This window comes from Collimonas sp. (genome assembly GCF_039923675.1).
Lineage (GTDB): Bacteria > Pseudomonadota > Gammaproteobacteria > Burkholderiales > Burkholderiaceae_D > Collimonas.
Window position 1 is genome coordinate 57,248 of the sequence record NZ_JBDTCG010000059.1, and the last position, 13,292, is coordinate 70,539.

The 13,292-nt window shown below is 58.2% G+C and carries 12 protein-coding genes; 6 read left to right on the forward strand and 6 right to left on the reverse strand.

What is annotated here, in order from left to right; translation table 11 throughout:
* Nucleotides 1-65: 65 nt before the first annotated feature.
* Both ABI171_RS13520 and ABI171_RS13525 read right to left on the reverse strand, forming a co-directional pair.
* Nucleotides 66-452 carry a nuclear transport factor 2 family protein gene (locus ABI171_RS13520; protein WP_348093081.1) on the reverse strand — a complete coding sequence of 129 codons (387 nt, stop codon included), beginning with the start codon at nt 450-452 and terminating at the stop codon, nt 66-68.
* Nucleotides 453-597: 145 nt separating this feature from the next.
* On the reverse strand, nt 598-1,215 hold the full coding sequence (locus ABI171_RS13525; RefSeq protein WP_348093082.1) for a LysE family transporter: 618 nt from the start codon (nt 1,213-1,215) through the stop codon (nt 598-600).
* A 133-nt stretch (nt 1,216-1,348) separates the two neighbouring features.
* Here ABI171_RS13525 and ABI171_RS13530 point away from each other — a divergent pair, with 133 nt between their 5' ends.
* The 4 genes from ABI171_RS13530 to ABI171_RS13545 all read left to right on the forward strand — a co-directional run bounded on the left by ABI171_RS13530 (nt 1,349) and on the right by ABI171_RS13545 (nt 5,467).
* Nucleotides 1,349-1,801, forward strand: a complete 453-nt coding sequence (locus ABI171_RS13530; RefSeq protein WP_348093083.1) for an Lrp/AsnC family transcriptional regulator — start codon at nt 1,349-1,351, stop codon at nt 1,799-1,801.
* A gap of 63 nt (nt 1,802-1,864) precedes the next feature.
* The gene (locus ABI171_RS13535; RefSeq protein ID WP_348093084.1) at nt 1,865-2,275 is read left to right on the forward strand and encodes a VOC family protein; all 411 of its coding nucleotides are present in this window, start codon (nt 1,865-1,867) and stop codon (nt 2,273-2,275) included.
* Nucleotides 2,276-2,768: 493 nt separating this feature from the next.
* Nucleotides 2,769-4,862: a hypothetical protein gene (locus ABI171_RS13540; RefSeq protein WP_348093085.1), complete on the forward strand. Its 2,094-nt coding sequence runs from the start codon at nt 2,769-2,771 to the stop codon at nt 4,860-4,862.
* 11 nt (nt 4,863-4,873) lie between these two features.
* Complete coding sequence (locus ABI171_RS13545) at nt 4,874-5,467, forward strand: hypothetical protein (protein WP_348093086.1); 594 nt, start codon at nt 4,874-4,876, stop codon at nt 5,465-5,467.
* 87 nt (nt 5,468-5,554) lie between these two features.
* Here the strand turns inward: ABI171_RS13545 and ABI171_RS13550 are convergent, their stop codons facing one another.
* The 4 genes from ABI171_RS13550 to ABI171_RS13565 form a co-directional block, all read right to left on the reverse strand.
* A complete protein-coding gene (locus ABI171_RS13550) occupies nt 5,555-6,103 on the reverse strand; it encodes a GNAT family protein (protein ID WP_348093087.1) in 549 nt (182 codons plus the stop codon).
* Between the two features lie 67 nt (nt 6,104-6,170).
* Nucleotides 6,171-6,980, reverse strand: a complete 810-nt coding sequence (locus ABI171_RS13555) for an alpha/beta hydrolase (protein WP_348093088.1) — start codon at nt 6,978-6,980, stop codon at nt 6,171-6,173.
* 64 nt (nt 6,981-7,044) lie between these two features.
* Nucleotides 7,045-8,454, reverse strand: coding sequence for a hypothetical protein (locus tag ABI171_RS13560; RefSeq protein WP_348093089.1), 1,410 nt, complete (start codon nt 8,452-8,454; stop codon nt 7,045-7,047).
* Entirely contained in the window at nt 8,451-9,716 is a 1,266-nt protein-coding gene (locus tag ABI171_RS13565) for an SPFH domain-containing protein (protein ID WP_348093090.1), read from the reverse strand. Before ABI171_RS13565 ends, ABI171_RS13560 begins: the two co-directional genes overlap by 4 nt.
* 331 nt (nt 9,717-10,047) lie before the next feature.
* Between ABI171_RS13565 and ABI171_RS13570 the strand changes: the two genes are divergently transcribed.
* The gene (locus ABI171_RS13570; protein WP_348093091.1) at nt 10,048-10,764 is read left to right on the forward strand and encodes a response regulator; all 717 of its coding nucleotides are present in this window, start codon (nt 10,048-10,050) and stop codon (nt 10,762-10,764) included.
* Nucleotides 10,765-10,798: 34 nt separating this feature from the next.
* Nucleotides 10,799-12,871, forward strand: a complete 2,073-nt coding sequence (locus ABI171_RS13575) for a HAMP domain-containing sensor histidine kinase (RefSeq protein ID WP_348093092.1) — start codon at nt 10,799-10,801, stop codon at nt 12,869-12,871.
* The last annotated feature ends 421 nt before the right edge of the window (nt 12,872-13,292 follow it).

Sequence of the window (13,292 nt, forward strand, 5' to 3'; positions counted from 1 at the left end):
CTTCTATCGACTGTCTTTGGCAAAGCTCATGAAGCAAACTAACAAAAATCGGTTTGCTGTCCACTTCATTCGATGGGCTCCACAAGATGTTTTCTATTTGCAGGCGCGGTATATGATTCAGGCCAAAATTCAACCAGGCGGATAATCTTATCCTCGGCAATGGTGAAGAAAGAGACGGCGCGCGCCTTTTGCACACCGTCGGTAATCGAAACATCGGACACCGCTGCCGATTCCGCTGCGACAAGGCTGTTTATTCTGAACAGCCATCGTCCTTCCGTGGGATATTCACTATTCATGCGGGCGAAATTTTCTGCACCACGAATTCGTTCGTTGGATTGCGGCCATTCAAGAATGAACGACGGTGAGAGAACCGCCATCACTGAGCGAAAGTCATTCGTTGCCATGAGACGCCAGAATTCATGGACAATTTTGATACTTGCTGTATTTGACATGAGCGATCGAGGAGTAAATTGACTGCCTGATGAATCTGCAAAAGCATAATCTGACATATCAGAATTAATTTTAAGCGCCAGGCGTAATATGTACCGGACGCTCTGGACACAGCTTACAACATACGCATGCAGCTGTGACTGCAATTCATCCAACAACACGAACCAGCTGCCATCCCGCAAAGAGCAGAAGGATACAGCCGCCGATGCGGTTGATGGCAGACATGAGGCGCGGCCCCATCCTGTTGCGTATCATCGCCACGCCGCATGCCAGCAGCAGCCACCAGCACGCAGATCCGGCAAATACGCCGAGCACCATAATGCCGGCCGCACTTGGCGCTGTTGCCGCCGAGCCGGAGATGGCGGCAAAGACAGCGATGAAAGAAAGGGTCGTCATCGGATTGGTCAGCGTCAAGGCGAAGACTGAAATAAAGGCCTTGCCGACACTCACGCCGCTGGTTGCAGATCCTGTGCCGGATGCCGGTTTGGCTAGCAGCAGCTTTAATCCCATCCAGCCGAGAAATACAGTGCCGAAGATCGCCAGCGGCGTGGCCAGCGTGACAAAATATCGGGTGACCGCCGTCAGTCCGAAAGCGCCGATCGCACCGTAGGTAGCATCAGCCAGTGCGGCGCCGAGGCCGCTGGCAAAACCGATTCGCGGTCCATACGCGATCGTGCGCTGGATGCACAGCAGGCCAACCGGCCCCACCGGAGCGGCAATCGACAGGCCGATCAGGGCCGCCTTCAGGAATAACACAACATTCACTTTCGATCCTTTGCAAGGGATTCATCGGAAGGAAAATTATCTCAAGATAGTCGTTGCAATTGAATAAGCGAAATCAGGCGGAACTGCTATATTACCTTTATTATTCTTGTCGAATTTACTTGAGACCTTAACTATGGAAATCGATGCCAAAGGCTGGAAAATCCTGGCGGCGATCCAGCGCGATGGCCGCATATCGCTGAAGGCGTTGGCCGATCACAGCGGCCTTTCGCTGCCGGCGACATCGGAACGGCTCAAACGGTTGGAGGAAGCGGGCATCGTCGCCGGCTACAGAGCCGTTGTCAGCCCCGAGGCAGTCGGCTACGATGTCATGGCGGTGATCGGCATCACCGCGGCGCAACCTGACAAGGCGCGCCTGATCGCGCAGCTTCAGTCCATGCCGGAAGTACTTGAATGCCTGCACGTGACGGGACAGGATTCGTTTCTGCTGCGCGTCCTTACCAAGGACATCCGCCACCTGGAACGCTTCGTCGGCAGTATCAACCATTACGGTGAAACCCGTACCTCGATTGTCATGTCGGCGCCGATCCAGCAACGTTCGATTGCACAATTCCCCGCTGAACCATGAGATGACCTATCCGCCAGCCGCGCCGAGCGCGAGCCGGTAATTGTTTTAAGAAAGGAGCGTTAAATGTTTAGCCATGTGACCATAGGCAGCAACGATCTTGATCGTGCGGCAGCTTTCTACGATGCAGTTCTTATTCCGCTCGGCCTGAAACGGCGTGTTGTCACGCCGGATGGCGGACCGCTTGCCGTTTGCTGGATTTTGCCGGACCGGACCTTGCCAAGGTTCTATGTCTACATGCCTTTCGATCGCCAGCCGGCAAGCGTTGGCAACGGCAGCATGCTGGCGTTTTGCGCGCCTTCCAAAGAATCCGTGGATGTCGCTTACGCCGCCGGTATCGCGGCCGGTGGAACAGACCAAGGCGCGCCGGGACCGCGGCCACATTACGGCGACGGCTACTATGGTGCTTATCTGCGGGATCCTGATGGAAATAAAGTACACGTGGCGTTTCGCGGCGACTTGCCTGCGCTTGCCTGAACCTACACTCCGCGTGCGGGGAGAAGGAAGTGGGCTATGCCTAGCTTCAGGCATAGCCTGTTCCAATTGTTACCTTTCAAGAGGTAGTATCACTTTACATTTATGGCCATGCCGCGTCAACTGTCTAAATTGACAGTCTGTGTCTATGGCCGTCCGTGCGGCCTGGCAGTTTTTCGGCTTTACAATTAAAGCTATTGTCAACACGGCACGGTTCCTTTGCGTACCTCGCAACCTGTCGGATTTCCCATCCTTTCCGCAATCACGAAAAGGTCCGATGCACATTCCCTGAACAAAAAATGATTCGGAAAAATGGCCCCTTTTTTCGTTTGGACGGGCATCCAGAGTAAGACCGTGTCGAAAATCGTGCGCACGTGCATGCCTTGCATGCTGCGTTCTACTATTTTTACTTGGGGGGGTGCTCGTGCTTGATACAAATGTTTTGCAAAAACTTCGGCTAAGAAAAGCAACGTCGAATGTAGCGATGAATCTGGCAATGAATTTAGCAATCATGACTGCTGCTTCTTTCCTGGCAGCCTGTAGCGATGGCGGTACGGGCCTGCAGACGGCAGTGTCGTCGGCCGCGGCCGCGCAACCGCATGCTGCGCCGGCAACCATTACGCCGTCGACGGCAGTTGCCGTATCGCCGGCCGCCGCGCCAACAGTTACGCCAATGCCCCCAACCGTCACGCCGCCTGCAGTTACGCCTCCGGCAGTTACTCCGCCAATAAGCACAACACCCGCAGTCGCCGCCGTGCCGACAATCGTGAAACCGGGTTTGTATATCAGTGAAGTGGCAGCCAACTATCGTCGGATCGATGGCGTCAGCTGGGTTGAGGTGTTCAACAATTCGCCGCAAGCGATTCATTTGAGCGACTACCGCTTGCGCGCTACTGGCTGGAATATTTCTACCCAGGATATCAGCCCGGCGCCGATGAATTTCAATCTGCCAAAAGTGGATGTGCCCGCCGGCGGATACTTCGTCATCGCCGGGAAGTTCATGCCCTTCCTCACGGATACCGACAAGTCCGCCTATGTCTCCACCACGACCGTGGTCAAGGGCGCCAGCAACACGTATCTGCCTTACTGGAGCGACACCGGAGGTTTCGTCGAGCTGCTGACAGCGGCCGATAACAAGACCGCCGATTTCGTGCGCTTTGGCACATCGGCGGTAACCCCGATTACGCCGTCGGCCTGGAGCGGCGACAACGTTGCGGCCTTTCCAGCCAAGCCCAACTATGTCACGGTCTCCACGCCCGATCCGCTGGATAGCTACGACGGGTCGATTGTGCGGCTGAGCAGCAGTTTCACGGCGAGCGGCAGCAAGAGCGACTGGAGCCGGGTGGCGTTCTCGACGCCAGGCGGACCGAACGACGTGCTGGCCAATGTGGTCGACAGCGACAAGGACGGCATCCCGGATTCAGCCAAACTCCCGGGCGGCACCTTTGGCGGCATGGACCTGTACAGCCTTGGCGCGCGCAAAGGCCAGCGCGATATTTTCATCCACGTCAATTACATGAACAGCGCCACCGATCCAGCAGTGACTCCGCAAAAAGCGGCGTTGCAGCAGGTGGTCGATGCGTTCAAGACGCACAATATCCAGATCCATTTCGATGTCGGCAATTTGTTCAGCGCCTCGGTGTCTCAGGCCAGTTTCAATTTATCGGGAGATGTCAGCCATAAAGTCGCGTTTGAGAAATGCACCCAGATTCTCTCTTCCACCGCCAAGACAAATTCCGATTTTACCCCCGACGCCGGTTGTTCCAGCATCTACAAGTATTCAAGCGGCTCGTTTGACGTGCGCCGCAAACCGGTGTTCCGCTTCATGCAAATGGCCAGCTCGCAGCTTGCCAATGGCGCGGGCGGCTCATCGGGCATTGCCGAGCTGCCGGGAAATAAATTCCTGGTGACGCTGGGCGCATGGGGATTCGCGCCGAACAGTGCCAGGCTGCAGACCATCCTTGTCAATTACCAGGGCGGCACCATCATGCATGAGTTCGGGCACACTCTGGGTTTGCATCATGGCGGCTTTGAAGACCAGAACTATAAGCCGAATTATTTCAGCATCATGAACTACATGTACCAGCTGAATGGCTTGCCTTCCAACGCAAGCGGTGGCGGGCCGTTGCAACGCTACTACTACACGTTCAATAATGATTTCAATTCCCCTGTGCCGGGATATGCCACAGGAAAATCCTATCGGATTTGCGATTTGCCTGAAGGGCCCTGCAATGCGGTTTTCAAGATAGATTATTCAAACGGTTCGGGCCAGAGCCTGGATGAAGCCAACTTGCTGGAAGCCGACAATATCGGCCGCGGAAGCGTCAATGGCGCCTATCTGGATTGGAACCTGAACGGCTTGCAGGATCCGAAGAGCTATGCCTTCGACTACATCGACGGCCACACCGTCATGCAGGATAATGACGACTGGAGCAAGCTGATATTGGCCGCGAATCCACATGACGTTGCAGCGGCGGCGTTGGAAGCCAAAGCGGGTCTGCGCATAGGCGAGGACAGGAAGCGCGGCGTGATCGCCCTGGAACAGCCATTCCCGGCCCATTTGATAAAAGAACTGGGCAGTTTAAAATAAGCGATGTGAACATGCCTGTCTCGATGCATTACTTCAACCTGCTGCTGTCGGCTGCAGCTCTAGTGGCTTGCGCCGGCCATGGTATGGCAAGCGAACGACTGCGGTTCGACGGCATGCCGATGGAGAGCCGGGAAACGCTGGTCGAGCAGGTAGACGTGAATGCGGATGACGTACTGCAATTCGACCTGGGCAGGCAACAGCTGGTGACGGTCGGGCCTTGGCCCGGGGCCTTGCCGAAGCATCTGCGGTCGCAGTACGTCACGCTCAAGCAGACCGTGCATCCGGCGGGAGCGATGCAGTCCTTGTCATTACGTACGGCGGGCAGCAAAGAACCATGGCTGACGCTGGTTGCCAATGGCGGATTGAACTGGGTGCTGATGCCCGGCATCCGCCTGCGGCGAACTACCGGCGGCGACCTCAGGATCGCAAGCGTGAAAATCGATCTGCCGGTGGCGCCAGGTCAAACGGTCAAATTTCAAGATGACGCCATGCACTGCTGGCAGTTTGGCTTGCTTGCCTTGCGCAAGCCGGCAGGCATGGCGGGGATTGCCCAGGAAGGCGAACCGCGCGCCGATTGGTATCTGCGCGGAGACGAGGGGTGCTGAAAAAAATGGCGCGTAAACATGTTGAAAAAATACGGCTTCCAGAAATGGAAACCGTATTATTGTCAGCGCTCCGCAAACGGATTGTCTTTAGCGTTGCTGCCGCCATTCGCTGGCCAGTAGCGCGTAACCATACTCGTCGGACCAGGCACCCTTGAAAAAAATATTCTCGCGGAAGTGTGCTTCACGCCGGAAGCCCAGCTTTTCCAGCAGACGCTGTACGCGCAGGTTGGACGCATCGACGGTGGCGACGATGCGGTGTTTCTTGAGTTCTTCAAATAGCAAGCCAATGACCCTGGACAATGCCTCCAAGGCATAGCCTTGTTTCTGATAAGTAGAATCGAAGGTCACGCCGATCTCGGCCTGCAGTCCGCCGTCGAAGAAATGCACCGCCACATCGCCCGCCAGCACCGCATCTTCCTTGCGCTCGGCGGCAATCTGAAACCAGGTATCGTCGGCATTGAAAGCCAAGTCGTGTTGTTGTGCAAAAAACGCTTCTGCATCTTCGGCAGAATAGCTTGACCAGCTTTGATAGCAAGCCACTTCCGGCTGATTGCGATAGCCCGAGAACGAAGCCAGGTCCTGGCGTGTGAATCTTCTGAGTATCAGTCGCTCTGTTGTCAGCGGAAGCAGTGCCATTTTTATGCGGTCTCTCGGGTGCGGGTGATCGTCGCCATGCGGACGCGCCAGCCTACACGATTTCCCCTCAGGCAGGAAGCTTGCCGAGAAATGCCAGCATCACGCTGTTGAACTGCCCGGGCCTTTGCAGCGGTGCGAAATGACTCACGCCGGGAAGCCGGATCAGTTCCGCTCCATGAATGCTGCGGGCGAGATATTCAGCATGTTCGGGTTTGATAAACTCGTCATGCTCGCTTTGTACGATCGCAACCGGTACGCGGATATCTGCCAAATCATCTGCGGAATAGTCGGGCTGCGTCTTCATCATCAGGCCGACGGCATCGGCAAACGCCTTGAAATCGGTTGGTGTGGCCGACAGCTGTGCATAATCCGCGGCGTGGCGGCGGAAACAGCGATCGAGGACAAGGTTGGGCCAGGCGATCTCATTTACGCCGCCGGGGTCCATATTGCAGCCAAAGAAAAACACGCCGGAAATCCGTGCCGGCGCTTGCATGGCAAGGGTCAGGGCGATGCATGCGCCGTCGCTCCAGCCGACGAGAGCGGCTGTTTCCAGATGCACTGCGTCCATCACGGTCAGCACATCGTACGCCATCATCTCGTATGTATAGGCTCTTGCATCGCGCGTACTGCGGCCGTGCCCTCGGCTGTCGATCAGCACGGCGCGATAACCGGCGCCGAGCAGCGCCGGCACTTGACATCCCCAGTTGCCGCCGTGGCCGAGGCCGCCATGCAGCAGGATCACCGGAACGCCTGATCCGTAGCTTGCATACCAGATGCGAGCGCCGTCATGGTCGACGTAGCCTTGATCGGTGGCGGCCGGCAAAGGCTCGGCGCCATGCGCTTCGAAATTTTCAAGATCGTCGTCATGTGACTGCATGTTGATCCGCCTATAGGAAAACCATTGACATTGAACAGTGTAATTCATCGGCGCCAAGAACCGGCTATCTCCGCATACTCAAGGTCTCTCTTTTCCAGGCCGGGTCCTGCCAGCGATAAAACAAGCTCAGCGAGCGCGGGTTATCGGCCTGCTTCTCGACGTCCATTGTATCCATCCGTATCACTTCGAAGCTGCGTTTGAAACGCCCGTCCACGCGCGCTTCGCGCACCGCCAGCATCTTCGCGCTGCCCGGCACCCAGCCGGCGAATTCCAGGTAGCCGACATCGGGCGCGTTGGCGGCCGGCGGCAGGATGTCGATGTTCCAGCCTTTTTCTCCCTGGCGGAAGACCCAGAGCTCGCGCCATGAATCGAGCGGCTGCACGGCAAGCGCCAGCGCGGTTTGCTGGGCATTGACGCTGGCCGAGGCTTTCCACACCAGGCCGTAGGTGCAGCGTTTGACGAGCGGATTTTTTTGATCGTGCCTGGCATCTACCAGCGCGACGCAGGTTTCGCCGCTTTCACCGGGCGTGGTGACGACCGCCAGCCCGCTGCCGGCGGCGGGTTCCGGTTCTGCCGCCCAGCGCGAGGCGGCGACGCGCACGGCGGCGTCGGTATAGGCGCTCGCATCGGGTTCGGCGATGTCTGCGGGGTTGACGCCGGCCAGTTCCTGCAAGGCGCGGTTGGCGGCTTCCTGGGCCGGCTGACGCTGTCTGGCGCGCTCGAAGGCGATACCGGCCCAGACGCTGGCGCGGCGCAGGCGCAGGCGGTTTTTTTCGTACTCCGGCAGCTCGTTCAGTTGCACGCGGTCGAGGATCTCGGCGCGCCAGGCGTCGAGGCTGTTGCGGTCGGTGGGCGTGAGATCGGGATCGACGCATTCGGGCCGGGTCAGCGCCAGGGCAGCGCGGGCGCGCTGCTCATCGTTCGATTGCATGGCCAGCACGCGGCGGAAGGCTTCGCCGTTGTAGCATAGCTGGATGCGGCCGTCGCGCTCGAAGCCTTGCATGCCGATGCCGTAGCTGGATGCTACTTCCAGATGAGCCGACAAGACGGTGTCGTCGGTTTTGCCACGTTTGGCGGAGGCGCGGCGCGCCAGCCGGTCCGCCATGACTCCCAGCGCATCGAACGGTTCGGGGCCGATGGCTTCGGCCGGCGCCGCTTTCAGGTAGGCCGCGGCGTAGCTGATGCCGAGCGCCTCGGCCCCCGGCGTGTCGCGCAGGAAGCGCACGACTGCCAGCAGGTCGGGGGCGTCTTTCGGTTCCAGCGACTGCGTGCGCACTTGCGAGACACGGATATAGCCGCCGCGTTCACGGCGGTGGTCGTAGACCTGCAGGTAGTCCATTTTCTCGCCGCGCACTTCCAGGCTGTCGCCTTGCCACAGCACGGCCTGTTGCTGGGCTGATTCGCGCGGCGCGGCGCGCAGGGCGGCGCTATCCTGGGTGACGATGGCGACCAGGGCCAGGGCGGCGAGCATCATTGTTGTGTCTCCTGCGCAGCGTTAGCGACGGTTTGCTGGTTTTGGGCGGCAACCGCTTGCGTACTGCCGAGCAGGGCCGAGCCGATGAAGCCGCCATTGGCCGGGGGCGGGGCGATGATCACCGAGATCTTGTCGGACAGTTTGTCGGCCATGGTTTTCTGGATCAGCAAGGGATTTTTCGAGATCAGCGCGCCGTCGCGTTCCAGCTGGGCGCTGGTGACCTTGCCGATCGTCTCCAGACGATAGGCTTCGACATCGGCTAGTTTATGCCGTGAATCGGCTTCGCCAGAGGCTTCAATGCGGCGTGCTTCTGCACTACCTTCAGCAATCTTGATACGCGATACTTTTTCTGCTTCGGCTTCGTACTGGCGTTGTTCGATCTGTTTTTGCTTGAACGGCAGCACATGCTTCATGGCTTCTTCCTGGGCCTTGGCGGCGATGATTTGTTCGTTGCCGGCCGCTTCCGCCGATTTCTCGCGTTTGACCTTGTCGGCTTCTGCTTCCAGTTCGGTTTGCTGGACTTGCTTGCTCTTCAGCTCCAGTGTGTATTTCATTTTTTCGCTTTCCAGTTCCTCGGCCAGCAATTTCTCCATGCCCTGGCGATATTCCGGTGGCAGGTCGACCTGGCCCATCTGCACGCCGCGCAGGATGATGCCGTCGGCCGCAAGTTTCGGTTTCAATTCGTTTTCTATTTCTTTCTGGATCTCGCCGCGCTTGGTGGAAAAGATGTCGCGTACCGAATAGCGGGTGAAGGACTTGTAGATCACGCCTTGCACCATCGGCTCGACGATTTCACCATTGATGTCGGCCGGCAGTTTCTCGGCAATGGCGGCCAGCCTGGACGGGTCGATGGCGTAGCGGATGGTCAGGTCTACACCCAGCGACAGGCCCTCGATTGATTGGAAGGGCGCTTCGCCATTCGCCTTGCTGCTGCGCACCGGGCGATATACCTGGTCCAGCAGCGAGTAGCGCCGCAATTCATGCAAGCCGGGGATGACCACCACCAGGCCCTCTTTGATCTCGGTGGCGCCGCCCGTCAGCTTGTTGGTGCGGATGCCGACTTCGCCCGGTTCCAGGGTCTTGAACGGCGGATGGGTGAATAATGCGTAGCCGCTGCCGCCTATCAGTGCGAGCGCCAGCAACAGTATCCAGCTGCGCCACACGGTGCGGGCCACGCCGGCCAGCGTGGCGCCGATTGCCGACATGGTGGTGATGAGCAGCGCAAGTAAGCCCTGCGCCAGTGATTCGAGCCGTTCAGACATGATAGTTCCCCTGGTGGTTGTAATGATTCGACGATTGGGAGCGGCGCAGAGCGTTTTTCCATGGGAAGAATCTTGCGCCCCGGGTGGCGGAAGCAACAATGGGCAGGCAGGGGCAGTCGCGTTATCCGAGAGCGGTGAATGCTCCGCAACGTCGCCTTCCGGTATGTCGTGTGAAGAAATACTCACAGCGCGGCGCAGACATTTCACGGGAAAGCGTGGATACTTTCACATGGTCCCGGTTCGGCAAACGAACTCATCTCTTTGCAGAGGTGTTGGAGAGAGGGCTGCGCGGGGGAGGAGGCGTGATTGATGGCAGGGCAGTGGAGAAAACATGTCAAAGCAGGCGTTAAAAGTAGCGGTGATCGAAGACGACATCCCGACCAGCAACCAGCTCAAGGGCTGGATCGAAGCGGCCAAGCCTGGTATCCAGGTCGACCAGTGGCATACGCGCGACGATGCCGAGGCCGCGCTTGCGCGTGAAAACTACGACGTGGTGGTGCTCGATATCGAACTGGGGCGCGAACGCCATGCAGGCGTCGCCATTATCAACGCCATCAACAAAGGCCAGGCGACGCCGGTGCTGGTGGTATCGGCCATGCCGGCTACCATTTACCGCAGCATCATGAAGGCGCTGGATGCCTGGGATTACCTGCAGAAGGCGACCTTCGAGGAATCCGATTTCATCGATACCTTCCTGGAAATCCTGCGCGCCGCCAAGGACCGCAACAGCGCGAAAGAGGTTGCGCCGGCGGCCAACGGCAATGAACTGTCGATCGATCCGCTGCGCCAGAAGACCCCGATCTGGCGCGCGCAACGGATCAACCTGCCGCTGACTGCGCAACGTCTGCTGGCAGCGTTGTACGAGCATCGCGGCCAGGTGGTGACCTATGAACAGCTGTTCCAGGTGGTCAAGAGCGGGCGCAACCGCGACAATATACGCAAGCACGTCAGCACCATCCGCGATGCGTTTCGCGAGGTCGATCCAGAGTTCGCCTGCATTGAAAATATCCCGATGCGCGGCTTCCGCTGGGTAGACCAGGAAACCTGATGCGCGGCCGCTTCAACAACGGGAATGCATGCCCATGAAGATCAGTTTTCCGAATCTCGCTCAATACCGCCTGCGTATCCTGTTTCGCGGCGCCTTCCTGCTGCTGGCGCTAGCGACCGTTGCGTTGGCGCTGTATGTGCTGCAGCAGGAAAAGCAGCTCAGTTACAAAAATTACCAGGCCAGTTTTCGCAAGACCGGCGACCAGATCATGGCTACCTTGCGCCATCCGGCCGGGCAACTGGCGCTGTTGAATCCCCGCACAGAAACCAGCGCTGCAGCGTCGCTGCACCCGGTATTGCTGCCGTTTTCCTCGCTCGATTTCGACGACCAGAACAAAGTGCAGCAGGCAGTCACCATGTCCGGCTGTCTGGTGCAATACGGCGATAGCGGTGCGTTATGTGTCGCCATCGGCAATAATCCCTGGGCCGGCGGTTTCATCTATGTCGCTGGCAGTTTCGTCAGCGATGAACTGATGCCGCATCAGCGCGGTGAGCAGGATATCGGCGACGCGCACCGGGTGCGGGTAACGGTGGCGCTGCGCGGCCAGACCTATCGCTGGATTGCGCCGTTTGAAAAGAACGGCGATCCCAACGCCGTGCAGGCACATGGAGCGCATGGCCGCCTGACCGGGTTTCTCGATGACGACAGCGGCCGCGTGGGGGCCAGGCCGGTCAAGGATTTTCGCGGCTGGATCTGGCAAAGCACCTTATGCAGCAAGCCCGGGCAGGGCGACGGCGATACCAATTGCCCGCGCAGCGCGTTTTTCTCGTTGCGGCTGCCGGTGGCCGTCTTGCAAGATGCCCTGTTCCAGAAAAATGCCCCGGTCTGGCCACCAGCCGACCTGGATAAGATCCAGGTGCGGATCGAGGTCTTGTCTCCGGGAGACGGCCCGCTGCTGCTCGACAGTAAAAGCGCCGGCGCGGCCCGGGCATTTGCCGTGGGCGACCTTGCTTCGCTGCTGCTGCCGGGCGAGAGCTTGCACATCAGGAAGCGCGGCGCGAAAGACAATACCGATCTGGTTAGCCTGAGCGGGGCCGAAGATCATCCGGACGATAGTTCGCGCCTGCTCAGCCGCCTGGTGCGCCGCCTGCCGGTGGATGAAGTGGGCACGCCGAACGAAAGCCGGGAATCCGTCGTCACCTCGGCGGGAATCTATGATGTGGCCCTGAACGGTGACGAGCGCAGCGTCAACCGCAGCCTGGGCGTGGTGGCAGCGCGGGTATCGTGGTTTGTCGGCGCGATGCTGCTGGCGCTGTTCGTCGCCTGGCTGGTCATCGAGATCGGCATCATCCGCCGCATCACATTGCTGACCCGACGCGCAGCCAAGGTATCGAAGATCGTCAAGGGATCAGGCGGCCTCGACCAGTTCAACCTCACTGATTTGCGCGGCGCGGATGAGCTCGGCGTGCTGGCAAGCTGCCTGCACGACCTGCTCAGGCGCGTCAGGGAAGACCTCGAGCGCGAGGAAATCCGCGCCGAACAGGAAAAGGAAATGTGGCATGCGGTGGGTCATGAAATCATGTCGCCGCTGCAGTCGCTGATGGCCTTGCAGGGTACGGCAGAAAGCCAGAGCAGTCGCTACATCAACCGTATGCAGCAGGCAATACGGGTACTGTATGGCAGCGCCTCTCCCAGCGAGGCGTTTCAATCCACGGTATTGCAGGTGACGTCCATCGACATCGGCGCTTTCCTGGGCAACGTTGCCGACAATGCGCCGCTGGTCGGCATCGCCGACGTCAGGTTTTCCGGCCGCCGGCAATGCGTGATGGTGAGGGCCGATGATTATTCGCTGGAGGATGTGGTCACGCATGTCCTGCGCAACGCCGACCGCTGCCGCCAGCCAGGTTCCATGATTTCCATCGACCTGAAAACCACTGAAACCGCAGCCACCATCGCCATCCATAATTACGGGTCGCACATTGCTGAAGAATTGATCGACAAGATTTTCGAATACGGCGTCTCTGATCAGCTTGATGCCGGTGCGAATGGCAGCCGGGGACAGGGGCTGTTTGTCGCCAAAACTTATATGGCGAAGATGGGTGGGACTATTACTGCGCAAAATGTTGCGGATGGGGTGGTGTTTTCACTGGGGTTGCAGCGGGTGTGATGTTTTGATCGCTGTTCTGAACAGACGCCGACGCCATGTTTTTTCACCTTATACAGCGCCTGTAATAACCGCGAAACTGCCGAAAAAAAGCGCTGCAACAGCAATTTCAAATAGATGGTGCACAAATAAAATTGCAAACAAAATACGTCAAGCCGAGTGATGAAAAAAATTACGAATTCCTTATAAACGGGACTTACGTAAAATTTTCAGAAAGGTCGTTCCCCGCTGAGTAAGTTAGCAGACTCCATATCTTGGATTGATGCATGTCTTTGAAAATTATTAAAGCGGGTAATAGTCATGTCGTTATACACAACTCGGCAGCTAGCTGAGAAAGTCGTTTGCATTCAATGAGTTGCTGAGGGGGGCTTGTAAACTTTGGCGAGATCGCGTTTACTCTTTGATTTTGGGCGACGAAATTGAC

Coding starts and splice junctions, on each gene's coding strand:
- ABI171_RS13520 (WP_348093081.1), bottom strand. CDS start 452: ATGTCAAATACAGCAAGTATCAAAATTGTCCATGAATTCTGGCGTCTC.
- ABI171_RS13530 (WP_348093083.1), top strand. CDS start 1,349: ATGGAAATCGATGCCAAAGGCTGGAAAATCCTGGCGGCGATCCAGCGC.
- ABI171_RS13535 (WP_348093084.1), top strand. CDS start 1,865: ATGTTTAGCCATGTGACCATAGGCAGCAACGATCTTGATCGTGCGGCA.
- ABI171_RS13540 (WP_348093085.1), top strand. CDS start 2,769: ATGAATTTAGCAATCATGACTGCTGCTTCTTTCCTGGCAGCCTGTAGC.
- ABI171_RS13545 (WP_348093086.1), top strand. CDS start 4,874: ATGCCTGTCTCGATGCATTACTTCAACCTGCTGCTGTCGGCTGCAGCT.
- ABI171_RS13550 (WP_348093087.1), bottom strand. CDS start 6,103: ATGGCACTGCTTCCGCTGACAACAGAGCGACTGATACTCAGAAGATTC.
- ABI171_RS13555 (WP_348093088.1), bottom strand. CDS start 6,980: ATGCAGTCACATGACGACGATCTTGAAAATTTCGAAGCGCATGGCGCC.
- ABI171_RS13560 (WP_348093089.1), bottom strand. CDS start 8,454: ATGATGCTCGCCGCCCTGGCCCTGGTCGCCATCGTCACCCAGGATAGC.
- ABI171_RS13565 (WP_348093090.1), bottom strand. CDS start 9,716: ATGTCTGAACGGCTCGAATCACTGGCGCAGGGCTTACTTGCGCTGCTC.
- ABI171_RS13570 (WP_348093091.1), top strand. CDS start 10,048: ATGTCAAAGCAGGCGTTAAAAGTAGCGGTGATCGAAGACGACATCCCG.
- ABI171_RS13575 (WP_348093092.1), top strand. CDS start 10,799: ATGAAGATCAGTTTTCCGAATCTCGCTCAATACCGCCTGCGTATCCTG.